Origin of the sequence: Chryseobacterium sp. JK1 (genome assembly GCF_050632815.1) — a bacterium.
In the GTDB taxonomy this organism is placed as follows: domain Bacteria; phylum Bacteroidota; class Bacteroidia; order Flavobacteriales; family Weeksellaceae; genus Chryseobacterium.
This window is the reverse complement of the sequence record NZ_JBODRU010000001.1, coordinates 1,467,671-1,493,649: the sequence shown is the minus strand read 5'-3', so window position 1 is coordinate 1,493,649 and position 25,979 is coordinate 1,467,671. Positions and strand designations below refer to the sequence as shown.

The window sequence follows — 25,979 nt, the reverse complement described above, 5'->3', positions numbered from 1 at the left end:
TCTGCTAAACAAAAGGTTTTTAAGACATTATATACAATAATAAAATTATTAAAAAGTAAAAAACAGAATTCATCTTTTAAGATTATATTTACTTTAACTCTACTTTTTTAGATAAGAAGCTGTTCCTGCTATCCGCTCATACTCCTCGCCCCTCTCCTTTTTCTCTTCCGCTGCGGGGTAACCGCTGCTATCAGGGCTAGGATAACTATATATTTACAATAGAACTCCATCATCTTTCTTATATATGTACTAAAAAAATAAACCTCACAGGTTTTAAAAACCTGTGAGGTTTGGTTTCTCATCGAAACAATAGTGTTTAAATTCCTAAGAACATTTATTTTTTTATGAACTGATGGGCTTTCTCATCAAGCTTTAGGAAGTACATTCCGGTAGGAATTCCCTGTACCGATATATTCTTCTTATTCTTGAATGGATCTTTTTCAGTATAAATTACTTTTCCTGAAACATCTATAATCTGGGCTGTTTTTACCTTTTCCGTTGCTCCGTTTACATAGAGATTATCATACACAGGGTTCGGATAAATAGCAAACCCACTGTTAGAAGCAGTCAGTTCTCTGGTAGACAATGTACCTCCAAGATCCTGGCAATAATTGGAGGCGTAAGAATCCCATTCATTCAGGTCAAAAATATTATTAGGCTGATTTACAGACGCTTTTCTATACAAAGAAACATTGCTTAAAGTAGAAGTATTACTCTGACTTTTTATACCAATCGCATCAATAGTTGTAGACTTGTATCTCAGTTCAAGATATTGACTTCCGGTAAAGGTCATTTGAGGAGCTGCAGTCACAAATTTAGCCTGACTGATTGTATAGCATGAAAAATTGGCTCCAGGGTTTAAAATAACAAAAGATTCGTTATTCTGAACAGTTCCTTCCAGTTCATAAGGTGCAGGGAAATAATAATTACCACTGCTTGGAAACTGAATAGATAATCTGTAATCACTAAGATTCACAGGGTGCCCTGTTTTATTCGTGATCTCAATTCCTTTATTATTAGAAGATCCTTTTAAATATTTAGAAACATAAAGATCTTTTGCATATATATCGGAAGCCAACGTAGTAACAGACGCTATATTACTGTCAGGAGAAAGCAAATACCCATTATCATAAGCTTTTACGGTAAAATTATAAGCTGTAGACGGGGTAAGATGATCTATACTGATCGACGTATTTTTAGTGGTTGCCACTAAAGTTCCATTCTGAAAAACCTGATATCCAATAACATCAGCATCCGAACTTGGAGACCAGCTTAAGGTTGTAAAATAAGCGCTATTCTGCGTAGAAATCAAATTAGAAGGAGTTTGCGGAGCGATAGCATCAGCCGCCTGCCCCCAAATTGTATTCACCCATCCTGGGTTATCGATGAATGGATTTCTGTTTTTCTGAAGGGCATATACCTTATTATTCCTGTCAATTTCTCTTTGTGAAACCGGATCCTGCTGATTCCACTGCAAAAGCATAGCTATATAAGCCGGCTCAAAAGCTCTTTCTTCTGTTCCATCCAACGGGTTGGTATCAGAAGTTGGATTAGCACTGTTGTTATAATTAAAAGTACCTAGTTTACCTTCATATCTTACCGCAAAATACAATAAGCTTCTCGCCACATCTCCTTTAAACTCGTCAATAGGTTCGTAAACACGCCCTGTATACACCCAGTTCGGAATAGCACTTTTACCTATCTTAGAGGAATTCGTAAAATTATAGTAGATATTAGAAGGAGTGGTTGTAGAAATACCATAAGGATAATTACTTCTCAACTGATTGATTCTTGCATCTGTAGGAATTACGTAAAACAGATCAGAATACATTGGATAATTGCTGTAGAAAGTACTCTGAGGCATCATATGTTCTCTGTTCCAGCCCTGCCCTTCTGCAGAAGCACTTCCAATCATCTGTTGGCTGGTATATTCATAAGCGTCCGGTCCGCTTGGGATTTCAGAATAAATATCCAGAAGCAAGGTAGTATTGCTGGCATTATGATCATAATAAATATCAAGATCTGTCTGGTTATAATAATCCTGAAGGTCACTGTAATTCCAGTTTACATTCTTATCTGAAATGATGTCATGCAGTTTAGATTTCAGAGCATAACCTGTTAATCCAGCTGTTCCGTTATAATATCCGGCAGGAACCTGCGCAGTAATATAAGAGGAAATTAAAATAATAGGAAGTAGAATTTTTTTCATGCTTTAAAATTGGGCGACTAAAATAGTAAAATAAAATACGGATAAGCATGAAAATTTTATTAACAAATCATTAAATATAAAAATATAAAAAATTGAAAATTAAATGCATCAGCCCTAAAACACTACGAATGAAATAATTTTCTTTAGCATTCCGTCAATTTGGTTATCTTTGGGAACTAACTATTATCTATATGAACACAGAGACTATTGACAACATCAAAATGATAGCGGAGACAGCTAGAGAATTTGCAGAGAAGAATATCCGTCCGAATATTATGGAATGGGATGAGAGCCAGACGTTCCCCAAAGAACTATTCCACCAGTTGGGTGAAATGGGCTTTATGGGAGTTGTAGTTCCTGAGCAATATGGAGGTTCCGGTTTAGGATATCATGAATATGTTACCATTCTTGATGAAATTTCTCAGGTAGACCCTTCTATCGGTCTTTCTGTAGCGGCACACAACTCACTTTGCACTAACCATATTTATGAATTTGGTAACGAAGAACAGAGAAACAGATGGCTTCCTCAGTTGGCTACCGGAAAAGTAATCGGAGCATGGGGACTTACAGAACACAACACAGGTTCAGACTCGGGAGGAATGTCTACCACCGCAGTAAAAGATGGTGACGACTGGATCATCAACGGCGCGAAAAACTTCATCACTCACGCAATTTCAGGAGATATTGCCGTGGTAATGACAAGAACCGGAGAAAAAGGAGCCAAAAATAACTCTACAGCTTTCGTTTTAGAAAAAGGAATGCCTGGATTTTCTTCAGGAAAAAAAGAAAACAAATTAGGAATGCGCGCCTCAGAAACCGCAGAACTTATTTTTGATAACGTACGCGTGCCGGATTCTCACCGTCTTGGAGAAGTAGGTGAAGGTTTCAAGCAGGCGATGAAAATTTTGGATGGCGGTAGAATTTCTATTGCAGCTTTAAGTTTAGGTACAGCAAGAGGTGCTTACAAAGCAGCTTTAAAATATGCTAAAGAAAGACAGCAGTTTGGAAAATCAATCTCTGAATTCCAGGCGATCAACTTTATGCTTGCTGATATGGCTACAGAAATAGATGCAGCAGAACTTCTTATCCAAAGAGCTTCTACCCTGAAAAACGCAAAGCAAAAAATGACCAAAGAAGGAGCTATGGCAAAACTATATGCTTCTGAGGCATGTGTAAGAATTGCTAACAATGCCGTTCAAATCTTCGGTGGATATGGGTATACAAAAGATTTCCCCGCTGAAAAATACTACAGAGATTCAAAACTTTGTACAATTGGTGAAGGAACTTCTGAAATCCAAAGACTCGTAATCGGAAGAGATATTACAAAATAATTTCAATTTGTAAGCACGGAAAGGAGTAAACACGCCTGATGAGATGAGTTTATACATGAGGCAGAAAACAGCAATTCCCGACAGCGCTTTACATTGGAAATCATTTAAAAAAAATGGACAACAGGTCAGTTAGCTTCTCATATTGAGAAATCTATAACTGGTATGCCGCCAATTTTAATCAGGATATTTTTGATAAGATGCCCTGATGATAATATGTAATATAATTAAATAAATATTATATCAAACAAAAAAAGAATGACATGTACTTCGGTATGTGTCATTTTTCTTTTAAAGAAAGGAGTTTTCAATTATACGCAATGCATCGCATAATACATTAAAAAAACAGTCTAAAATTTTCTTAAAAAATTTTATTTTCAATAACATATTTTTTATTAGATTTGATATTCCACAATCAAAATCTATATTTAATATGAAAAAACAACTAACCCTGATTGGAATGCTTCTTATTAGTGGCATTTCTTTCGCTCAGACGGATCGTCTATGGTCTGAAGGCTCCAGAAAATCTTCATCAGAGATCTTTGAAAACAAGTCAGGCATTACTAATCCTAAGGTGTACAACCTAAATATTGAAGGATTAAAAAATGTTCTGGCAAAAGCTCCTAAGAGACTGGCAGCCGGCGAAAAATCAGAAATTATCATTTCTTTCCCAAATTCTGAAGGAAAAATGGAAAATTTCAAAGTAAGGGAAAATTCTAACTTCGCACCGGAACTGGCCGCGAAATTTCCGGAGATCAAATCTTATGTAGGCCAAGGCCTTGATGATCCTAATTCTACTGTTTACTTCAGCGTTTCTCCTCTTGGTTTATCTTCAATGGAAATTTATGGTGACAAATCCGCCGTATTCATTGAGCCTTATTCTAAAGATCTTTCTACGTATGTTGTATACAGAAAGTCCGATAAAAAAGATAACCTGAACAAATTTGAATGTACAGTAGTAGACGCTGCTCAAAAAGGGGTTGCCAACTCGTCACTGGCAGCGAGACCTAATGCTGATGATGCTAAATTAAGAACTTTCAGACTTGCATTATCTTGTACAGGAGAATACACTACTTATTTCGGAGGAACAAAAGCACAGGCATTAGCAGCAATGAACAATACCATGACCCGTGTAAACGGTGTTTTTGAAAAAGATTTTGCAGCAAGGATGGTTCTGATCGCTAATAACGACGCTGTTATCTACACGAACGCTTCTACCGACCCTTATTCTGCCGCTTCAGGAATGAGCAGCTGGAATTCTCAGCTACAAAGCACCTTAACATCAGTTATTGGTGAGGCTAATTATGATATCGGACATTTGTTCGGAGCTTCAGGAGGCGGAGGAAACGCAGGATGTATTGGTTGTATTTGCACCAACGGATCTAAAGGAAGCGGATACACTTCCCCGGCAGATGCTATTCCTTCAGGAGATAATTTTGATATTGATTATGTAGCTCATGAAATGGGACACCAATTCGGCGGAAACCATACTTTCTCGATGAACAATGAAGGTACAGGCGCGAATATGGAACCTGGTTCAGGATCAACCATCATGGGATATGCGGGAATTACCAGCCAGGATGTTCAGCCTCATTCTGACGCATTTTTCCATGCGATAAGCATTCAACAAATTACCAACAATATTAAAGCAAAAACCTGCTCTGTGAATACAAGCACAGGAAACTCAATTCCTACCGCAAATGCAGGGTTAGATTATACAATTCCAAAAGGAACTCCATTTGTACTTACCGGGTCCGGAACAGATGCAGACGGAGATTCTTTAACTTACATCTGGGAGCAGATGGATAACGCTTCATCTTCTCAAACAGGTGCCAGCTCAGCTGCCAGTGCAACGAAAGCTTCCGGACCTAACTTCAGATCATGGACGCCAACTACGGTTCCGGTAAGATATTTCCCAAGAATGGCTTCTGTATTAGCGGGCGCAACCACTACAGCAGGTTCAGAAATAACCGTGGAAGCACTATCTTCGGTAGCCAGAACATTGAATTTCAGATTTACTGTACGAGACAACAAAGCCGGCGGTTCAGGAAATAATTCAGATGATGCGGTGATCACTGTAAATTCTACGGCAGGACCATTTACCGTAACATCTCAAAACTCAACCACTACTTACGCAGGAGGAAGCTCACAAACCGTTACCTGGGATGTAGCAGGAACTACTGCAAATGGCATAAATACAGCCAATGTTGATATTCTTTGGTCAACAGACAGTGGAAATACATGGACAACTCTATTGTCAGCAACACCCAATGACGGAACACAGGCTGTAACGATTCCTAATTCTACAACTACTACAGGAAGAATTATGGTAAAAGGCTCCAATCATATCTTCTTTGATGTAAATAATGCAAACATCTCTGTAAATGCAGGTTCCGGATCTACAGATACTGTTGCCCCTACTGCTCCTACCCTTGCTGCTTCTGGAACAACCTCCAGCACAACCAATCTTTCATGGTCGGGAGCCACAGATAATGTAGGTGTTACAGGATACGATGTTTATCAGGGAGCATCATTAATTGGTTCTACAGCTTCCACAACTTATACAGTAACGGGATTGAGCCCATCTACAACGTACTCTTTCTCTGTTAAAGCAAAAGATGCTGCAGGAAATACTTCGGTTTCAAGCAATACAGTAAGCGTAACTACGCTTGCAGGCGGAGGAACAGTAACCTATTGCTCAGCTTCCGCATCCAATACAGCTGATGAAAGAATTGGAAATGTGAAATTCGGAACCATCAACAATACATCAACAGGAACAGCGGGTTATGAAAACTTCACGTCAATATCTACGAATGTAACGAGAGGAAACACATACACACTCTCTATTACACCTTCATGGACTTCAACAAATTACAGTGAAGCTTATGCGGTATATATCGACTACAACGGAAACGGAAGTTTTGCAGACAGCGGAGAGCTTGTATGGTCTAAAGCCGGCTCTACAACAACGCCTGTTACAGGATCCGTTACCATTCCGTCAACAGCAGCTATAGGTTCAACAAGAATGAGAGTGATGATGAAATACAGCTCAATTCCTACTTCGTCTTGTGAAGCTTATACTTACGGCCAAGTTGAGGATTATACCGTAAATATTGTTTCTTCCGGAAAGGCTGAGCTGTCTAATACAAAAGATCTGATCACAGATATCAAACTTTACCCTAACCCAGTGAAAGATATGCTATCTGTTTCAAATACGACTTCGGAAGATTACAAAATCTTCGATATGGGTGGAAAACTAATTGACTCAGGAAAACTTCAAAGAGGCTCTGTAAATGTAAGTGGCCTTATTAAAGGAGCTTATATGATACAGATAGGTGAAAACTCCAAGAGATTCATTAAAAACTAATTCCCTTTAAAATTAAACGATGCGATAACAAGGCAGTCTCAGAAAGAGACTGCCTTGTTTTTTTATAATCAATTTGAGAAAGGAAACTTTAAAATATTTCAAAAAATGACAAACAAGTCTTTCCTACAAACGCTGCAATTAAAACCTACAAAATCAAAACGTTAGCACGCTGTCTTTTTTAAACCTTCGAAATACCTCACTTTTATTACGTTTTTCAAAAGCGATTATTTTAATAAAATATTTCTTTTATTTGAAATTATATTCACTAATAATTAATTATATTGAATTATTTTACTGATATTTAATATTTTTAATTTATTTTTATCACTCAATATTTCCCCATATTGTACTGTTTACTCGCTGGTATTAAAGGCACAGAAATCACTTTCTACGATGGATGACCTTTTATGTCTTTATTGATTGAATTTCCCTGAATCTTACTGATTGGAAATCAAAAAATCAATACACCTTTTTTCACAAAAACAATACTGATCAACTATCCCAAGAATCGTGTTTCATAAGAGGTACTAAAATCGTATGTCCCACAATACCTCATTGAATTGAAAACAATTTAAATTTTTTATATGAAACATCTATTTAAGTACTTTTTTGTATTAACCATCGCTTCCCTTTCGGTAGCATGTAGCTCAGACAGAGAAGAGGAAATCAGCAATCCACCCAGTGAGGTCACCACTGTATTTTACAAAAACGGTGATGAACTTGCAACAACCTACGATCCCGGAAATACCGTAAACGCTACTCTCAGAAGTCAGATTTACGACCTATACAAACAAGGGAAATGGAGTGAATTAGAAGCTCTGTTTAAAGCTAACAATCTGAACGGTAATTGGCCACCAGCAAACGGCGGTTATAATATTGTTGATGATGTTCCTTTACAGGCTGGACAAAAATTCGACAGATACAGCGGAGCTGTTGGTAATTATACCGGAACAGGCGTACCTACTTTGGGGGGAAGCTTCACGAGCCCGATTATCAATGGATATGTGTACACTTTCACACAAAGAGCTCTCAACCAATCAGAAGACAAGTACGATTTCTACTATGAGATTGATGTCTTGAATAATGCAATGCAGTTCAAAACCCAAACAGCAGATATCATCCCTTGGTTCAACCAGGCAGGAAAAGGAAAACAGACCATGTGGAAAATTCCTATCGACATCAATACCGGCTACCAGAAAACATGGAACAAACTGGCAGAAGAAGGTTATATAAAAGTTACTATTAAGAAAAGCCCAAGTGGAAAATATCCTAACTTAGTAGGCACTGTAATTCAGCCATAAATTGTATTCAAATGTATTCAATTTCAAGAAAAATAACCCTTGTTAAAAAAGCACTCGTTAGCAAAAATTCTTTTATCAATGATGAAACGATTCCTTCTGCTAATACCACTTTTACGTGCTGTAATTGCCATCATGAAAATACAATTGAAATAACTCCCTATCAGTCAGGATTTCCAATTTCCCAGGTGTATCATGAGGATAAAGTAGTATCCGAAAGCACATTATTGGAACAGAAAATCGTCAATAGAACCTCCCAAGGAATGTCTCATTTTGGAGAGTTGACGGTGAATAATTTACCAACTTTATATTTTGGCACCGACTGCTCTTCCTGTCATTCCCACTATTTCTGTGTATTCAGCTATGGGGAAAAACAACCGGGATTAACGGCACTGACAATCTCCGGAATCTGGAAATACGAGTAATTGAAATACTTTCTACATCATATTAAAAGTCCACAAATTCTAAATTGTGGACTTTTTTACAAATCCGATTACGATTTATCAAAACTATATCAGTACCCTACGATGACTGGAGGTATGTCCGAATTAAGAAAAGAGATCAATAAGGAACTTGAAACTTATGTGGACACGAAATCTTACAAAGCCAAAGGAAAATTCATCATTTCTTTTATTATCAATCCTGAAGGTATGATCTCAGATATAGATATTGAACCTAAAGTAGAAAATAGTGACCGTTTTTTTGAGGATATAAAATCTGCTATGAAAAAAATAAAACCGAAATGGAATCCTGCAAAAATTAAAGGAAAACCTGTAAGCACCAAATTCAGAATACCTTTCAATTTCAAAACCACGGATTTAGATTAAAACACTTTATAGCCTATCCTTTTCAACGATGTATTTTGTTTCTGTACATTTCCCATTTTACAAATCCTTTTCTATCTTTGTAGGAAATAAAAAATTTCATGGATAAAATTGATAGTCTGAACCAAGTAGCAGAATTCCATACTACTTTCAAAGCCCCTATTTTAGATACCCCACAAATTCCTTCTCCAGAAAGATGCAACCTTAGAGTAGAGCTTCTTCAGGAAGAATTAAACGAATTAAAACAAGCCATTGCAGACAATAACATCGTAGAAATTGCTGATGCACTGTGTGATTTGCAATATGTTTTGAGTGGCGCGGTACTTGAATTCGGACTTGGCAATAAATTTGTAGAGTTATTCAACGAAGTTCAGCGTTCTAATATGTCGAAGGCATGTGACAATGAAAATCAGGCAAAAGAAACAGTTGAATTTTACAAAGAAAAAGAAGTAGAATCTTTTTATGAAAAGTCTGGTGAAAAATTTAATGTTTACCGACAGGCTGATCATAAAGTATTAAAAAACAAATACTATTCTCCTGCTGATCTACAATCAATTATTGAGAAATAATACAATATGAAGAAATTTATTACAAATCTTGTTACCTTTTCAAGCCTCTTTTTCGCTGCACAGCAGTTGAGCGCTCAGAAAGTGGTGGTAAACCGTGAGGTAGACACTCAGAAAGATGGTAAAATGCTTTTGGGAAACCAACGAAAAGAACAGTTTTTAAAAGCTCCTTATGCAGATTGGTACGTAAAGGAACATGATGAATATGCACTTGATCAAAAGGCAGTGAGTGAGCTGAAGAAAGAAAAGATCGGGTCTTATGATGTTATCGTTTTTATGGGAACATGGTGCGAAGACAGCCACAGAGATTTTCCAAGATTAATGAAGATCCTTGAAGCATCCAACTATCCGGACAGCAAGCTGACCATCATTGCAGTGAACCGTAAAAAAGAATCGCCTTCAGGTGAAGAAAGCCTTTACAACATACAGAAGGTTCCAACAATCATTCTTAAAAGATACGGAAAAGAAGTGGGAAGAATTGTCGAAATGCCTACTTCCGGCTATATCGAAAGAGATTTGGCAGAAATTTTGAAAAAAAATGATTCATCAGTAATCAAAGAAATTTTTAAATAGATTTTGAGAAATTATAAAGCAATCTTATCCTTTGTGGCCGGAGCAGGAGTGATGGTACTTCTGTTTTTCGGACTAAAGTCATGTCTGAACCTTGGTGGAAAAACGGAACAGTCGGATTATTATATCCTTACCAACCAGATCTCCAAGATGAACAAGATGGTAGTAATGGAACAGAACACTTCCAGCATGCAGAAAACCAAGATGGGTTATGAAGTATTTGGAAAAGAAGTTTCAAGCAATAGTATTATTACATACACCAAAACCAATGCGCAGGTTTCTTATGATCTTAATAAAATGAAGATTGAGGTAGACTCCATCAACAAAAAACTGGTGATTACCGAACTTCCTGATGCAGACATAAGAATCACTCCAAGTGTTGAGATACAGTCACTGGACGATTCATTTTTCAATAGAATTACCGAAAAAGATATTAAAGGTGTAACTGAAAAAGCGAAGGAAACGGCTGTAAAATCTATTGATCAGAACCAGTTGAGAAGTGAAGGCCGTAAACAGTTAATGGAAAATCTTAACAATGTTTTCGTTTTAGCTAAGGCTTTAAATTATTCAATAGAGGATAAGACCGGGAAAATTGGTATATTAGGACTCTAAGTTAAATAACAAATACCATGGATCCTAAAGAAAACAAAAAAGCTGCGGAAGAAGCCTTGCAGAACCAAGATTCGGAAAGCAGCCCGGCACCGAAAAAAGTAGAAAAAGAAGATATTCAAAAATCTTCTACGAATAAATCCGGAAAGACTGGCGGCTAATGGGTCAATGGCTGATAAGAAAGAAAACAATGATTTCAACTTAAAAACCAAAACCTATGAATCCTAAAGAAAACACAGGAAATCAGTCTGGAGAAATTCAGCAAAACCAGAATCCTGAAAACGGCTCTCCACAGAAGTCCGGATCTGATAAAGAAGAACTTCCAAAGTCTTCAACATCTAAATCAGGAACGAGAGGAGGATAATTGCTTACTTTTCCCATTTTGGCAAACACTTTGAATGATAATACCAATATTCTTGACATTAAAAATTTAAAGTTATGGATTCAAACGGAAACAGTAAAAAGAAAGAATCTGCCAACACCGCAGAAACTAAAAAGCAGAATCAGGATTTTCAGGATATTCCTGCTTCATCAAAGAAGACCAACCCGCCTGATATTGATAAAGAAGATGTACAAAAAGCTTCCAAAAACAAATCAGGGAAAACGGATAATACTAAAAAATAAATAAAAAATATAGCTTTCTTATTTATTAAATAAAAATTGAAAGGTTCCGTCTCATGCGAGACGGAACCTTTCTTCTAACTATCTAATTGAACTTTTTGTTTTTATACAATGGTTGACTTTCCGATCTTTACATTTTCGAAATTGTAATAAGACTTTTCAGAATATCTGATATGATCAGCAATAAAACTTCCTACCTCACTCGTACTGTAATATTGCTTAGTATTCAAATCTATCGTCACATATTTATTTTCAATAGCGTGTTCTACAGACTGTCTTAGCTTACTTGCTGCCGAATGCAGATTAAGATGATCCAGCATCATAGCCACACTTAGAATAGAGGCTATAGGATTCGCAATTCCTTTACCCTTTGCCTGAGGATAAGATCCGTGAATAGGTTCAAACAGAGCATTTTTATCTCCAACAGACGCCGAAGGAAGCAAACCGATAGAACCTCCGATGACACTTGCTTCATCAGAAATAATATCTCCAAACATATTCTCTGTTACAATAACATCAAACTGCTTAGGATTAAGGATTAGCTGCATGGCTGCGTTATCTACAAACATATAATCTAGCTGTACTTCAGGATATTCTGGAGCTATTTCCTGGCAGATCTTTCTCCAAAGTCTGGAAGTATCCAGTACATTAGCCTTATCGATAAGGGTCAGTTTTTTATTTCTTTTTTGAGCCTCCTGAAATGCCATATGAGCAATCGGAATGATGTCTTCTCTGCTGTATTTGCAGATATCATAAGCATATTCGCCATCAGGATCTGTATACTTTTCCCCGAAATAGATCCCGCTTACGAGTTCTCTGAAAATCTGGATATCAGCTCCTTCAATAATCTCTCTCTTAAGTGGACTTTTTTCGATCAATGAATCATAAGTCTTTAAAGGACGGATATTGGCGAACAACCCCAGCTCCTTACGAAGTTTCAAAAGTCCTTGTTCCGGCCTTACTTTAGCTTCCGGATTATTGTCAAATGAAGGATCACCAATCGCCCCGAAAAGAACAGCATCAGATTCCTTACAAATTTTTAACGTTTCGTCAGGTAAAGGATCCCCTGTTTTAAAAATAGCATCTGCGCCTATCAATCCATATTCAAAATGAAATTTGTATTGAAAAGCTTCTGCAATTGCATCTAATATTTTGATGCTTTCACCAATGATTTCCGGACCTATTCCGTCTCCTGGAAGAACTGCGATGTTAAAATAATTGTCGCTCATTTGTTTTTTGTGTTTTTTGTTCAAACTCTGTAATCGCCTGTTTTCTGCTGATGAGAAAATCAATATCATCATACCCATTTAAAAGGCATATTTTTTTATAGGAATCAATCTCAAAAGTTTCAGTAGTATCTTTGAAACTAATGGATTGCAGTTCTACATCAATAGCAATTTCATTATCAGGATTTTCATTAATTCCTTCTAAAATCTCTTTTAAAAACTCTTCAGAAACCTTTACAGGGAGAAGTCCATTGTTTAAAGCATTTCCTTTAAAAATATCGGCAAAATAACTGGAAACGATCACCTTAAAACCATAGTCTGTTAAAGACCACGCTGCGTGCTCTCTACTGCTTCCACAACCGAAATTATTACCGGCTACCAAAATTTCTCCTTTGAATTTTGGATTATTGAGTACAAAATCAGGATTGGGCTCTCCGGTATGGATATTAAACCTCCAGTCTCTGAATAAATTCTCTCCAAAGCCTTTTCTATCTATGCTTTTTAAAAATCTTGCCGGAATGATCTGGTCCGTATCTATATTTTCTGCAGGCAGTGGAACTGCACTGGATTTTATAACAACTAATTTTTGCATGTATTCTATATTGTTTAGACTTAGAACCACAAAAAGACACAAAAGAGATTTCAATTTATTTAAGAGATATAAAAGACTTCATATAAGAAGTTCACATAAGAATTAAAATCAAAAAAATTTTCAAAAAGCGTAAGGGCTCTTTTTGGCAAGCAAATGGAACTTTCTTTTTACTTACGGATTATCTCTTTCTGTGTCTATGTGGTTAAATTCCTTTTTAATTTAAACTTTCAAAAGCTGAAATTCTACCTTCTATAGCTGCTTTTGCAGCTGTTAGCGGGCTTGCGAGAATCGTTCTGGCACCCTGCCCCTGCCTGCCTTCAAAGTTTCTGTTGGAAGTGGAAACACAGTACTCCCCTTCCGGAATTTTGTCATCGTTCATGGCAAGACACGCTGAACATCCCGGTTGGCGAATCTGAAATCCTGCATCACTGAATATCTTATCCAGCCCTTCTTCATAAATCTGTTTTACAACCTGCTGAGAACCGGGTACAATCAGAGCATTTACTGCCGCCGATTTACTTTTTCCTTTAATATATTGTGCGGCTGAACGGAAATCTTCTATTCTGGCATTGGTACAGCTTCCAATGAAAACATAGTTCACTTTTATACTGGAAAGAGCCTGTCCGGCTTCCAATCCCATATATTTTAATGCTTTTTCCTCAGATTCGTTTTGAGGAGCCGGGACAGTTTCGTGAAGAGAAATCCCCATTCCCGGGTTAGTCCCATAAGTGATCATCGGATAAATTTCTGAAGCTTCGAATGTAAGTTCTTTATCAAAAACAGCATTTTCGTCTGTTTTTAAAGTGCTCCAGTAGTTTACTTTTTCATTCCACTCTTCACCTTTTGGTGCGAATTCTCTTCCTTTTACATATTCAAAAGTAGTCTCATCCGGCGCAATCATTCCTCCTCTGGCTCCCATTTCAATACTCATATTGCAAACAGTCATTCTGCCTTCCATCGACATTTCTTCAAAAACATTTCCGGCATATTCACAGAAATATCCTGTTCCTCCATCGGTCCCTATTTTAGAAATGATATAAAGAATAACATCTTTAGGCTGAACATTTTCATTCAACTTACCGTTTACCGTAATTCTCATAGATTTCGGCTTATTCAAAAGCAAACACTGACTGGCAAATACCTGTGCAACCTGACTGGTACCAATTCCAAAAGCGATTGAGCCAAATGCACCGTGAGTGGAAGTATGGCTGTCTCCACACACAATACTCATTCCGGGCTGCGTGATTCCCAACTCAGGAGCGATGATATGTACAATACCCTGGTACTGATGTCCTAAACCAAACAGTTCAATAGCATTTTTCTCACAGTTCTGTGTAAGCTGATGTACCTGATTTCTTGAAAGATCATCACGAATCGGTAATTCCTGATCTAGGGTCGGAACATTATGGTCCGCTGTAGCAACAATCTGCTCTGGCCTGAAAATATTCAAATTTCTGGATTCCAACTCTGCAAATGCCTGTGGGCTGGTTACTTCGTGAATCAAATGTTTATCTATATAAATGATTTGAGGTCCGTCGGGAATTGTTTCCACAACATGAGCATCCCAAACTTTATCAAAAAGTGTCTTTCTATTATTCTTCATTTTTCTTTTTCTCAATGTTAAATCAAACCTACCCTATCTTTCTGCTGAAAGTGTCCATCATAAGACTTAAGTCATCATTACATACTTCTTTTTTTAGATCAGCAATCTTTAGAAATTCCTGATATAGGAAATCAAGTTCATTCTTGGTTACTTCATAACCGATATGTTTGAATCTGTACGCTAATGCAGAACGGCCACTTCTCGCGGTAAGAATAATAGATGATGCATTTACTCCTACTTCTGCAGGATCAATAATTTCGTATGTTTCTCTGTTTTTGATTACCCCATCCTGGTGAATTCCTGAACTGTGCGCAAAAGCATTGGCTCCAACAATTGCTTTATTAGGCTGTACGGACATTCCCATCAGATCAGAAACCATCACGCTCATTTCATTCAACATTCTGGAATTAACATCGGTATACAGGTTTAGATCTCTGTGCTGTTTTAAAATCATCACCACTTCTTCCAAAGCTGTATTTCCTGCTCTTTCTCCCAAGCCGTTAATAGTACATTCGATCTGACGGGCACCATTGATTGCCCCGGCAATAGAATTAGCAGTTGCCAAGCCTAAATCGTTGTGACAATGGCAAGACAAGACCGCTTTTTCGATGCCTTTTACGTTTTCTTTCAGGTATTTTATTTTCTGGCCGTATTCTTCAGGCAAACAATACCCCGTTGTATCCGGAATATTGAGAACCGTCGCTCCGGCCTTGATGACTGCTTCACATACTTGCGCTAAATATTCATTATCTGTTCTTCCGGCGTCTTCTGCATAAAACTCCACATCTTCTACATATCTTTTGGCATATCTTACCGCTTCTGCCGCACGCTCAATAATATCTTCTCTTGTGGAATTGAATTTATATCTGATATGCGAATCAGAAGTTCCGATTCCTGTATGTATTCTTGGTCTTTTGGCATATTTTAAAGCTTCTGCGGCTGTATCAATATCTTTTTTATTGGCTCTTGTCAATCCGCAAACCTTTGCATTTCTTACCAGTTTTGAAATTTCTGAAACAGATTCAAAATCTCCAGGGCTGGAAATAGGAAATCCTGCTTCAATGATATCAACTCCCAGCTCATCAAGCTTTTCAGCAATAATCAGTTTTTGTCCCGTGTTCAGTTTACATCCCGGAACCTGCTCCCCATCTCTCAGTGTGGTATCAAAAATTTCAATTTTTTCGGAATTCATAAATGAAGTTTTTTACTTAATTTTGGCTCAAAACTACAGCTTGCAATATTTTTTTATTTTCGCTTTTTCTGAAAATTACAATATCCAATAGTTGAAGAAATACCCATATTTATTTGTTAATCAACATTTTAATAATTAAAAATTTACAATGGCAGAATTGCAGAAAGATTTTTTGTTTGTACTGGTAAAGTCATTGACCACCTCTGAGAAGCGACAGTTTAAGCTGTATGTCAACCGTCTCGGAATCAACGTAGATGCCAAATTTCTCCTGTTGTTTTCAGAGATAGACAAGATGAAGGAGTATGATGAAAGCATTATTATCGAAAAGAAAATTTCGACCAAGCAACAGCTTTCTAACCTGAAGGCTCATCTTTACAAACAAATTCTGGTGAGCCTCCGCATGAACCCGAGTCATCAGAACTATAGAATTCAGCTTCGCGAGCAGCTTGATTTTGCTAATATTTTATACCAAAAAGGGCTTTATAAACAGGCCTTAAAAATATTGGACAAAACGAAACAGGCAGCCTTGGAGCTGGATGAAAAAAGTATTGCTTCGGAAGTTATCGATCTTGAAAAAGTAATTGAATCACAATTCATTACCCGAAGTATTGAAGGTCGTGCGGATGAGCTTATCCGTGAATCTCAGGAAATAAGCCGACAGAACCGATATACGACAAAACTATCAAATCTTTCGCTGAGATTATACAGTGAAATGCTTACTCATGGCTATGTAAAAAATGATGCCGACCGGGAAGAAGTTCTTGAAATTTTCAACTCTCAGATCAAAAATATCACGTTTGACAGGCTTAATTTTACTGAAAAGCTTTGGTATTTTAAAGCTCATGTATGGAAAAACCAACTGCTTCAGGATTATAAATATACCTTAAAATATGCTTATCAATGGGTGGATCTTTTTCATAAAAAACCGGAAATGATTTTCAGTCATCCTGTTTGGTATATTAAAGGAAACACGTATCTGCTCAAAATTCTGTTCCTGTATGGAAATATTGATATTCTTGAAGAACATTTTGCAAATTTCAATAAAACGGTTCATGCCGAAAGTTTTGCCCAGAATGAAAACCTGCAGTCTCTTATTTTTCTCACACAGTATAATACATTAATGAATATTCACTTTGTAAAAGGAGAATTTTTCACGGGTACAAAGCTGATTCCCGAGATTGAACTCAAAATGGAAAAACTGAGAGAACGTATTGATGAACACCACTTTATGATTCTTTATCTTAAAATGGCTGCTATGTTTTTCGGAAGTAAAATGTTCGAAAAATCTATCGAATATTCTACAAGAGTGCTGGAATCTAAAGGAAATGTTCAGGAAGACCTTCTTTTCCATACCAGAATATTGATCTTAATGGCCAAGTATGAATCCGGGCATGATGAAGATTATGATGAATTTATTGCTTCCACTCTCAAATTTGCCAAAAAGATGAAAAAACCGGAAGAGTTTCACTTTGAAAGCATTCAGTTTTTCAAAAACCTGAATAACCAGGTTCCGGATCAGCAACAGAAAGCATTTGAAAAATTCGATAAAAAACTTGATGAGTTTTCTCAAAATGAATACTACAGAAGATCATTATTTTACATCGACATTCACGGTTGGATACAGTCTAAGGTTCAGAATGTGGATGTTATTGAAATTATCAAACGAAAAGTGAAATATAAACGAAAAAATTAAACCATCCAACGTCGAAAAATCTTCGATTCCCCTCAATATCACAAACGAAAGAGTGACAATTCCTCTCCTCCGGAGGGGTGGCAAATCGAAGATTTGACGGGGTGGTTCACAACAATTCCCTCCTTCAATAAAGACCTTTAATAATTAATGTAAGTCTCTTCATTGAACACATCTTTATTTCCAAATACTTTTTATAAAATCCAAAACATTTTTATGGCTGATTTTCTCTACGATTTCTGAGGAAAACCTTTCTTCAATTTCCCGGTTGATGGCAGGGTAAACAGACGCATTTGAGTGCTCCGGAAAGAAAAACGGATGCCGTGATGTTTCCGGATGATTTTTCCAGTAGAAATAGTCGGCTCCGTATGCAATGCTGTTCTCTCCACCCAGATCCAGCCCATACTGAATGTGCTCATAAAGTCTTTCCGGCTGATCAATATCCACATAATCTTTGATGAAATTCAACCCAATAAGTCCTTTTCTTTTAATCACTTCTTTGGCCAGTTCATCTGGAAGGTTTCTGTTGTTTTTATAAACAGTTCTGTAGTTGGAATGGCTTGCCAGAATAGGTATTGAATAATTTCTCTGATCGATATAATTAAAAATATCGTACGCCAGCTGGTCACTTGTATGAGCAAGATCAATGGCTATTTTTTTGTCGGAGATATAGTCTATCAGGATCTTTCCGTCTTCTTTTAAACCTGCAGTCGCATTATTTCCTCCTCCAAAACGATTTTCTGTATGGTGTGTAATTCCGATATAAAAGATTTTCCGGGTATTTTCAATCATCATTTCGAGATTTTTAAACCCGGATTCAAGACTTTGATCTTCATCACAAAAAGCGGAAGCATTTTCAATAGAAGCCAGAACACCTACTTTATTTTTGTTGTCCTCTGGCTGGTCATTGTCTCCATCAAAAAGGAAAAAATTTTCGTTTTTAATAAGATCTGAAAACAGTTTACTCTGCTCCAATCCGTACATTGTACTGTTCTTGCCCGTTCCTGCATACATCGCCATGATCTGAAGCTTTACATTTCCTTCCTGCAGATAAGGGAGTGAGCATCCGATTTCCCTGTCATCAATAGTTGCTTTTGGATCTAAAAGGTAATACAACAGATCACAGTGCAGATCAATATTTATCATATTCATATTAGGATTATTGTTGGTATTTATTTTTTTATTTTACTGAGTTCACTATTGATAAACTCCACAGAGCTGTTTTCAAAAACTTTCAACAATATAGGAACAAACTCACCAAATGTTTTATATTTTTGTCGGTTGGCATTATATTCTTTCAGTTTCTCCTGTAATAAGGGAATGAAAATAAAGCTATTCTTTACATGATAAGCCTCAAGCTTTTCTGCTCTTTCAACATCTTTTTGAATTTTTGCCGTCTGGATTTCTCCCAATCTTACAAGATGCTCAGCAACACAAGTCTGATAATCTCCATACCCTCCTGTTTTGATCATGGTTTCTTTTAATTTTGACTGTTCAAACAAATCTTTAAATCGGGTCAATTGATCTTTGTGTGCATACACTTCTTTATTCACAAAAGAATGCCCAAACTCATGAATGCTTAAAAACCTTGCCTGAAACTGATTGTCGTAACCAAAATCTCCAGGTTTTTCTACCTTCATAAACGGACTTGCGATCTCGTAAATATCCTTTTTTCCCGATTTCAGAATCATTTCTGTCGCAATTCCTCTTCCTTCATTATCTTCAATAGGCCACATCATCATAGGTGAAATCAGAATTGTGTATTTATTAAAGCTTTCTCCGTAGAATTGTTCCATAGCATTGGTAAATCCTTCAGGAATCTGTCGGTTATATTCTTTGATTCCGCCCGTGTAAAAGTCTTTATTTTCGGCAAAAAATTGAGAAATATTTTCTTCTGTATAGAATTTTGAAAGTTCTGAAAGATAATTTTTGATTAAATCTGTCGCTTCTTTATTTTGTTCCTTGGTTAAATTATTATTGTCAACCTGATATTCATTCAGCCAGTCTCCGGCAGGAAATTCACGGTGATACATTAATGGTTTCATCAAAATATCATTTCCCATCCCGTATTTTTCCAGTAAAACATCATTCAATTCGGCTGTTAAAAAAGCTATTTTTGAATTTTTCAATCGCTCAAATTTCTGCAAAGCATTTTTAACAATAGGCTGATAGGCAGAACATTCTTTGATCTTATAGAGTTCAAAATCCTTATTGATTTTCCTATGGTCTGCAGAAAGAATTTCAGCAAGAAAATAAGTCTCAACGTTTTTATGGTAAGAAACCGAAAATCTGGAGCTATTTTTCTGGGAAAAACCGAATATGGAACCCAACGAGATAAAAACAACCGGGATCTTTTTCATTTTTAATATTAATTCTCATTCTAAATATATGCTAATATAGTATATTATCTAAAAAATGCGTATTTTTGCATCTTAAAATTTCTTAGTAAACAATGATAAAAATTACACTTCCAGACAATAGTGTCAAAGAATTCGAAGGAGCAGTTACTCCTCTCGATGTGGCGAAATCTATAAGCGAGGGATTGGCTAGAAACACCATTTCCGCAATTGTTAATGACAAACAAGTAGAAACCACCACACCTATAACCACGGATTCTACGATACAACTTTTGACCTGGAATGATGATCTTGGAAAGAAAGCTTTCTGGCATTCTTCTGCCCACTTGCTTGCGCAGGCAATCCTTGAGTTTTATCCTAATGCTAAGTTGACCATTGGTCCGGCAATCGAAAGCGGATTCTACTATGATGTAGATTTCGGGGATGAAAGCTTATCTGAAAAAGATTTTGAAAAGATTGAAAAGAAGATCCTTGAAAATGCAAAGAAAGGGTCTACATTCTCTTTATATCCGGTATCTAAAGAAGATGCTTTAAAAACATATGCAGACAATCCTTACAAAGTAGAATTGATCTCTAATCTTAATGATGGAGAAATTACTTTTGTAACGCATGATAACTTTACAGACTTATGTCGTGGTGGCCACATTCCCAATACAGGAATTGTAAAGGCTGTTAAGATTTTAAATGCAGCAGGAGCTTACTGGAGAGGAAATGAAAAAAATCCTCAATTAACAAGAGTATATGGTATTTCTTTCCCTAAGCAGAAAGATCTTACAGAATATCTTGAAAGATTAGAGGAGGCCAAAAGAAGAGATCACAGAAAATTAGGTAAAGAACTTGGAATTTTCGCATTCTCTGAAAAAGTAGGTGCCGGCTTACCACTTTGGTTGCCAAAAGGAACTGCTTTAAGAAGAAAACTGGAGAATTTCCTTTCTGATGCTCAGAAAAAAGGAGGGTATGAATTTGTAATGTCTCCACACATCGGAGCAAAAGAATTATATGTAACTTCAGGACACTGGGATAAATATGGAGAAGACAGCTTCCAGCCTATCAAAACGCCAAATGAAGGAGAAGAATTCTTGTTGAAGCCAATGAACTGTCCTCACCACTGTGAAATTTACAAAACTTCACAATGGAGCTACAGAGATTTGCCAAAGAGATATGCGGAATTCGGAACTGTTTACAGATATGAGCAAAGTGGAGAACTTCACGGGTTAACAAGAGTTCGTGGATTTACTCAGGATGATGCTCACCTTTTCTGTACTCCGGATCAGCTTTCTGAAGAATTTGAAAAAGTAATTGACCTTACACTTTATGTGTTCAAGTCTTTAGGATTTGAGGACTTTGTTACTCAGGTATCATTAAGAGATCCTGAAAACAAGCAAAAATATATCGGTTCTGATGAAAACTGGGAAAAAGCAGAAAGTGCAATCATTAATGCGGCTCAGAAGAAAGGCTTAAAAACTGTAATTGAATACGGTGAAGCAGCATTCTATGGTCCTAAGCTTGATTTTATGGTGAAAGATGCTTTAGGAAGAAAATGGCAGCTTGGAACCATCCAGGTAGATTACAACCTTCCGGAAAGATTCGATCTTCACTATATTGGAAATGATAATGAGAAGCACAGACCGGTAATGATCCACAGAGCACCATTTGGCTCTATGGAACGTTTCATCGCTATCTTACTGGAAAATACGGCGGGAGATTTCCCATTGTGGCTGAGCCCGGATCAGTTTATAATTCTACCGATCAGTGAAAAATATGTAGATTATTCAAAAAAAGTTTCACAATTTTTGGAAAATCACGATATTAGCGGTCAGATTGATGACAGAAACGAGAAGACTGGTAAGAAGATCCGCGATGCTGAATTGAAGAAAATTCCATTCATGCTTGTTGTAGGAGAAAATGAAGAAAAAGAAGGCACGATTTCTGTAAGAAGACGTGGTGAAGGAGATCTTGGAGTAATGAAAATGGAAGATTTTGTAGCTTATTTCAAGAAAGAAGCAGCCATTTAGAAAAAAGAATTGAAGTATTGAGAGATGTACCAATCAGTAATCTCTCAATATTTTACATAAATAGAAAGTTAACCAATAAAATTATAATACAATAGCACAAAGATTTAACAACAGGGGCCCACAGAGACGTCCGGTACAAGAGGACTTACACTTGATCAACGATAAAATTCGTGTGAGAGAGCTTCGTTTAGTGGGCGATAACGTAGAGCCAGGAATCTATCCAATTGACAAAGCAAGACAAATTGCGGCGGAACAAGAATTGGATTTAGTAGTGATTTCTGACAAGGCAGAACCATTTATTGCAAGAGTATTAGAATATAAAAAATTCTTATATGAGCAAAAGAAAAAACAGAAGGAACTAAAAGCTAAGCAAGTAAAAGTGGTTGTAAAAGAGATCCGTTTCGGACCTCAGACAGATGATCACGATTATGAATTCAAGAAAAAGCATGCTGAAAAATTCCTTGAAGAAGGTTCTAAGCTGAAAACCTACGTATTTTTTAAAGGACGTTCGATTATCTTTAAGGATCAGGGAGAAATCCTGCTTTTAAAACTGGCTCAGGAACTAGAGCATGTTGGTAAAGTAGACCAGCTTCCTAAACTTGAAGGAAAAAGGATGATTATGATGATGAGTCCTAAAAAACCAGCAAAATAATTAAGTCATTATTTTATATAAAAAGCCTCAAATTACTTTGAGGCTTTTTTTGTACTTTTTTAGGCTAAATAATTCTATTATACCCTGTTACAGATAAGGACGGAATTATCCCTCAAAATCTCCGCAATCATGTTCTTTGAAAAGAGGCAAAGCTTTCTTCGTGGTAAAATATTTGGAAATTCTTTTGTTATCCAATTTCAGCTTTTGACCTTCAATCACAAGTTCATAAACAGGTGCTTTATCGATCTGAGTCAGAATATAAGTTCTTTCTGCTGTTTTGATAATGGTTTTCTTCCCTTCAACAGAAAATGTAAAATCATGAACTTCGAAAGCATCTTTCTTATCACAGATATTGGTCCAGGTCATCTTATTTTTTGTGATGGATAAACCTGCTAAGTCACATGAATAGCAGTTTCCAGAAAATTCAATCCCATATTTTTCAAATACATTAGTACTTTTACTTTCTAGCACATCAATAGGCACTAATGATGAAAGCTCGTCTGGGATTTCAGATTCTTTATCCTCTTTCTTTTCGGGGACCGATATAGAAATTGAATCTGTCTTTGTGCTTTTTGCAACATTTTCCACTGCTTTCTTTTCCGAGGAAGGTGAACAGGAAGCCATTAAGGCCATTACAACTGAAAAGTTGATGATTACATTTTTCATGTTAATAAAACAATTTACAATATTCTAGTTTTTCTTTGGTAAAATTCTTCAAAATCTCTCATTCAAAATATCCCTGTTTTCAGCCATTTATTGCCTATTTCAGGGTGTTTTGTTGGTTGCTGCAACAGATACTGATACCTTTACCAAAAAAATATGCAATGAGAATATTCAATCAATTCGTCATATCCTCTACACTTATTGTTTTGGCGGGATGCAGTCCAAAAGATAAAACGACAGGAAATATCCCGTCAAAATCTGAAGTTACACAAAAAAAGATAACGTTTGCCGATTTTAAAAAGATAAAAGGAGTAGATAATATACAGGATGTACCATTTCAGGTATTTACGAAAATGGATTCTGTACAGTTTTTTGTGTCTCCAAATAAAAATGCAGCTCATCTGAAGATCGCCTACAATAAACTTGACAATTATTATGGATTTGAAGAATTTGATGACTTCTACTCCATTCATTACAGCATCAATAATAATATTTCGAACAGCATTGAAGCTTTTGTGTTGAAATCTGAATTTCAGGCGGCATTTGAACTGACTTTAAAAGGAGTTAATCTCTATGAGATTAGAAGCAGTACGTTTAAAGAATCCGATGACTTTAAAAATAAATCTTTTGCAAAATTCGGCACAATTGCTGAAGTTTCGGAACAAGAATTTAAAATAGCGTCAAAAAAACGGATTGATGAAGTATTGGTAAAAAATCCACATATAATAGTGAAGGATAACAATTGGGTATATACTGGAAATGGAAAAAATGAATTCATTACACAGTACGAAAGCGTATCCACAGAAACCGGACTTCTCGCTAATGAATACATAGGGCGATCCCCGCATTTGGATCTGGAAGTTTTTAAAGAACATTCTGACGAAGTAATCGCTTCTTATTATTCTTTTTTCAATATAAAAAATGCGATCACGTATGACTTGGGAACAGAGGGCTATCCACAAATTATTCCTTCGAAAAACTGGATATCCGCTGTCTCATCCAATAATGATGTGGGGAGTAATTTTTTGATCAGCACCTATATTCCGTCCACTAAAAAGCAGGACAATCTTTTGTATGTTAACTTTACCAATTTCAAAATAGCTGATGATAAAAAAGCATTCTGGACAGATCATGACACCTATTATGCAGAAGTATATCCTCTTAATTCAGAATCGGCTCTCAATAAAAAGCGAAAGGCTGCTTACATTAAAATTCAACTGAAAACGAATCTTTTCTAAACAAAAACCCCTGAAACCAGCCAGTGTTTATCGAACTAAAGTCGAATATCTTTGCAGCAGATATTTTAAAAATATACAATGAAAAGAATAAGTTTAGCAATCCTTTTTTGTTTATTAAGTTGTTTGGCTTTTGCACAGTCGTTAAAAGTAATGATCAAACAGGATGGAAAAGTAATTGAGCCCGTAAATAATGTTTATGAGCTAAAAAAATCTCCCTTTCAATTCGAAATTACCTCTACAGGACTTGAAGGCTTTTTACTTGGAGCTACCACGAATAAAGATATTTATACAGCTGCTTCAGGTCTTTACAATGCGGAAGTTCCATGGTTTCAGAATACAGGGATGGCGGAAGAGCTTTATAATAAAGACAAAGAAATGTTTCTGATGGATCAGGCGCCTTCGTATTGGTACTATACAGATGCAAAGGATCACAGGTTTGATAAGACACCTAAAGGAAATACAAAACAATGGACAGCCACGCGTACCATCACAAGGTTTTATGATATTATGACAGATCAGGCTGTCAATTTAAAAGATTTTAATGAAAATGCCTATGTTCTGATGTATGAACCTGCATATAATGACGAATATGATCTTATAGGCAAGAAAAATCTGTTCCAGGCTATATTGAAATTCAACAATTAGTTATTTCAGACACCGAATGTATTTGATTATATAAAAAAAGGCCTGCTTACGTGATGTGAGCAGGCCTTTTTGCTATACCTATATTATTCAATTATCAAACCATATTCTATGGCTAGCTTAATCGCAGAACTAAGATTGGAAGTCTGAAATTTTTCAATAAGATTCTTTCGGTGACTTTCTACCGTATGTGGGCTGATAAAAAGCTTTTCTGCCATTTGATTGGTTGTAAGCCCTTTCGCTGCTTCTGCTAAAATTTCTTTTTCTCTCCGTGTCAGCTTGGGAACCTGGTTCAAACCATCCGATGATTTCTTCTCTAATACCGACTTCGTTTGTGAGCATAAAAATCGCGTCCCGGAATATACCGTACTGATGCCTTCCAATATTTCGGAAACTGAGGCATTTTTCTGAATATACCCTAATGCGCCTTCCGCAAGAGTACTGTTGATAACAGGCAGCTCATTGTGAACACTCAGCATAATAATCTGAAGATTACTGTATTTTTTCTTTAAAGGCTTTATAAGCTCGATGCTGTTGATATCTGCCAGGTTGATGTCCAGCAACAAAATGTCAATGGACTGCTTTTCTAAACCTGCATTCATTTCGGTGACATTTTTAAAACAATCTACTACATCTATTGTATCACTGTTTCCTAAAATATTTTTCAGCCCTTCCAATAGAAGTGGATGATCATCTGTTATGGCTACTTTTATCATA

25 protein-coding genes are annotated in these 25,979 nt (G+C 36.5%); 16 read left to right on the top strand and 9 right to left on the bottom strand.

Annotation, left to right across the window (positions count from 1 at the left end):
- Positions 1-334: 334 nt before the first annotated feature.
- On the bottom strand, positions 335-2,209 hold the full coding sequence (locus ACQ76T_RS06680) for an endonuclease (RefSeq protein WP_431342542.1): 1,875 nt from the start codon (positions 2,207-2,209) through the stop codon (positions 335-337).
- Between the two features lie 191 nt (positions 2,210-2,400).
- On the opposite strand from ACQ76T_RS06680, the gene ACQ76T_RS06675 reads away from it, so the two are divergent.
- The 11 genes from ACQ76T_RS06675 to ACQ76T_RS06625 all read left to right on the top strand — a co-directional run bounded on the left by ACQ76T_RS06675 (position 2,401) and on the right by ACQ76T_RS06625 (position 11,395).
- Positions 2,401-3,540: an acyl-CoA dehydrogenase family protein gene (locus ACQ76T_RS06675; protein WP_431342541.1), complete on the top strand. Its 1,140-nt coding sequence runs from the start codon at positions 2,401-2,403 to the stop codon at positions 3,538-3,540.
- A gap of 430 nt (positions 3,541-3,970) precedes the next feature.
- On the top strand, positions 3,971-6,904 hold the full coding sequence (locus ACQ76T_RS06670; protein WP_431342540.1) for a reprolysin-like metallopeptidase: 2,934 nt from the start codon (positions 3,971-3,973) through the stop codon (positions 6,902-6,904).
- A 584-nt stretch (positions 6,905-7,488) separates the two neighbouring features.
- A complete protein-coding gene (locus ACQ76T_RS06665) occupies positions 7,489-8,205 on the top strand; it encodes a hypothetical protein (RefSeq protein ID WP_431342539.1) in 717 nt (238 codons plus the stop codon).
- An 11-nt stretch (positions 8,206-8,216) separates the two neighbouring features.
- Positions 8,217-8,627, top strand: coding sequence for a hypothetical protein (locus tag ACQ76T_RS06660; protein ID WP_431342538.1), 411 nt, complete (start codon positions 8,217-8,219; stop codon positions 8,625-8,627).
- Positions 8,628-9,029, top strand: coding sequence for an energy transducer TonB (locus tag ACQ76T_RS06655; RefSeq protein ID WP_431342537.1), 402 nt, complete (start codon positions 8,628-8,630; stop codon positions 9,027-9,029).
- A 98-nt stretch (positions 9,030-9,127) separates the two neighbouring features.
- A complete protein-coding gene (locus ACQ76T_RS06650) occupies positions 9,128-9,595 on the top strand; it encodes a hypothetical protein (RefSeq protein ID WP_431342536.1) in 468 nt (155 codons plus the stop codon).
- Between the two features lie 6 nt (positions 9,596-9,601).
- Positions 9,602-10,165 (top strand): TlpA family protein disulfide reductase, encoded by a 564-nt coding sequence (locus tag ACQ76T_RS06645; protein WP_431342535.1) that lies wholly within the window; start codon positions 9,602-9,604, stop codon positions 10,163-10,165.
- Positions 10,166-10,168: 3 nt separating this feature from the next.
- The gene (locus ACQ76T_RS06640) at positions 10,169-10,774 is read left to right on the top strand and encodes a DUF4230 domain-containing protein (protein ID WP_431342534.1); all 606 of its coding nucleotides are present in this window, start codon (positions 10,169-10,171) and stop codon (positions 10,772-10,774) included.
- A gap of 17 nt (positions 10,775-10,791) precedes the next feature.
- The gene (locus ACQ76T_RS06635; protein WP_431342533.1) at positions 10,792-10,932 is read left to right on the top strand and encodes a hypothetical protein; all 141 of its coding nucleotides are present in this window, start codon (positions 10,792-10,794) and stop codon (positions 10,930-10,932) included.
- A gap of 56 nt (positions 10,933-10,988) precedes the next feature.
- A complete protein-coding gene (locus tag ACQ76T_RS06630) occupies positions 10,989-11,135 on the top strand; it encodes a hypothetical protein (protein WP_431342532.1) in 147 nt (48 codons plus the stop codon).
- 74 nt (positions 11,136-11,209) lie between these two features.
- Positions 11,210-11,395 (top strand): hypothetical protein, encoded by a 186-nt coding sequence (locus tag ACQ76T_RS06625; protein WP_431342531.1) that lies wholly within the window; start codon positions 11,210-11,212, stop codon positions 11,393-11,395.
- Positions 11,396-11,496: 101 nt separating this feature from the next.
- On the opposite strand, the gene leuB is transcribed toward ACQ76T_RS06625, so the two are convergent.
- The 4 genes from leuB to ACQ76T_RS06605 form a co-directional block, all read right to left on the bottom strand.
- Complete coding sequence (gene leuB / locus ACQ76T_RS06620) at positions 11,497-12,621, bottom strand: 3-isopropylmalate dehydrogenase (RefSeq protein ID WP_431342530.1); 1,125 nt, start codon at positions 12,619-12,621, stop codon at positions 11,497-11,499.
- Positions 12,602-13,210 (bottom strand): 3-isopropylmalate dehydratase small subunit, encoded by a 609-nt coding sequence (leuD, locus tag ACQ76T_RS06615; protein ID WP_431342529.1) that lies wholly within the window; start codon positions 13,208-13,210, stop codon positions 12,602-12,604. Before leuD ends, leuB begins: the two co-directional genes overlap by 20 nt.
- 214 nt (positions 13,211-13,424) lie before the next feature.
- A complete protein-coding gene (gene leuC / locus ACQ76T_RS06610; protein WP_431342528.1) occupies positions 13,425-14,813 on the bottom strand; it encodes a 3-isopropylmalate dehydratase large subunit in 1,389 nt (462 codons plus the stop codon).
- A gap of 28 nt (positions 14,814-14,841) precedes the next feature.
- Positions 14,842-16,005, bottom strand: coding sequence for a 2-isopropylmalate synthase (locus tag ACQ76T_RS06605; protein ID WP_431342527.1), 1,164 nt, complete (start codon positions 16,003-16,005; stop codon positions 14,842-14,844).
- Between the two features lie 148 nt (positions 16,006-16,153).
- Here ACQ76T_RS06605 and ACQ76T_RS06600 point away from each other — a divergent pair, with 148 nt between their 5' ends.
- On the top strand, positions 16,154-17,698 hold the full coding sequence (locus tag ACQ76T_RS06600) for a hypothetical protein (RefSeq protein ID WP_431342526.1): 1,545 nt from the start codon (positions 16,154-16,156) through the stop codon (positions 17,696-17,698).
- Between the two features lie 174 nt (positions 17,699-17,872).
- Here the strand turns inward: ACQ76T_RS06600 and ACQ76T_RS06595 are convergent, their stop codons facing one another.
- Both ACQ76T_RS06595 and ACQ76T_RS06590 read right to left on the bottom strand, forming a co-directional pair.
- Positions 17,873-18,847, bottom strand: a complete 975-nt coding sequence (locus ACQ76T_RS06595) for a dipeptidase (RefSeq protein WP_431342525.1) — start codon at positions 18,845-18,847, stop codon at positions 17,873-17,875.
- 20 nt (positions 18,848-18,867) lie between these two features.
- Positions 18,868-20,055 (bottom strand): DUF4932 domain-containing protein, encoded by a 1,188-nt coding sequence (locus tag ACQ76T_RS06590; protein WP_431342524.1) that lies wholly within the window; start codon positions 20,053-20,055, stop codon positions 18,868-18,870.
- Positions 20,056-20,147: 92 nt separating this feature from the next.
- Between ACQ76T_RS06590 and thrS the strand changes: the two genes are divergently transcribed.
- Together thrS and infC are read left to right on the top strand one after the other, a co-directional pair.
- Complete coding sequence (gene thrS, locus ACQ76T_RS06585; RefSeq protein ID WP_431342523.1) at positions 20,148-22,067, top strand: threonine--tRNA ligase; 1,920 nt, start codon at positions 20,148-20,150, stop codon at positions 22,065-22,067.
- A 151-nt stretch (positions 22,068-22,218) separates the two neighbouring features.
- Positions 22,219-22,719: a translation initiation factor IF-3 gene (gene infC / locus ACQ76T_RS06580; RefSeq protein ID WP_027372223.1), complete on the top strand. Its 501-nt coding sequence runs from the start codon at positions 22,219-22,221 to the stop codon at positions 22,717-22,719.
- Positions 22,720-22,824: 105 nt separating this feature from the next.
- Here infC and ACQ76T_RS06575 read toward each other — a convergent pair whose 3' ends face one another.
- Positions 22,825-23,385, bottom strand: coding sequence for a hypothetical protein (locus ACQ76T_RS06575; RefSeq protein ID WP_431342522.1), 561 nt, complete (start codon positions 23,383-23,385; stop codon positions 22,825-22,827).
- A gap of 158 nt (positions 23,386-23,543) precedes the next feature.
- Between ACQ76T_RS06575 and ACQ76T_RS06570 the strand changes: the two genes are divergently transcribed.
- Together ACQ76T_RS06570 and ACQ76T_RS06565 are read left to right on the top strand one after the other, a co-directional pair.
- A complete protein-coding gene (locus ACQ76T_RS06570; RefSeq protein WP_431342521.1) occupies positions 23,544-24,620 on the top strand; it encodes a resolvase in 1,077 nt (358 codons plus the stop codon).
- A gap of 78 nt (positions 24,621-24,698) precedes the next feature.
- Positions 24,699-25,265, top strand: a complete 567-nt coding sequence (locus ACQ76T_RS06565) for a hypothetical protein (RefSeq protein ID WP_431342520.1) — start codon at positions 24,699-24,701, stop codon at positions 25,263-25,265.
- A gap of 83 nt (positions 25,266-25,348) precedes the next feature.
- Here ACQ76T_RS06565 and ACQ76T_RS06560 read toward each other — a convergent pair whose 3' ends face one another.
- The gene (locus tag ACQ76T_RS06560) at positions 25,349-25,978 is read right to left on the bottom strand and encodes a response regulator (protein ID WP_431342519.1); all 630 of its coding nucleotides are present in this window, start codon (positions 25,976-25,978) and stop codon (positions 25,349-25,351) included.
- Position 25,979 lies beyond the last annotated feature (1 nt).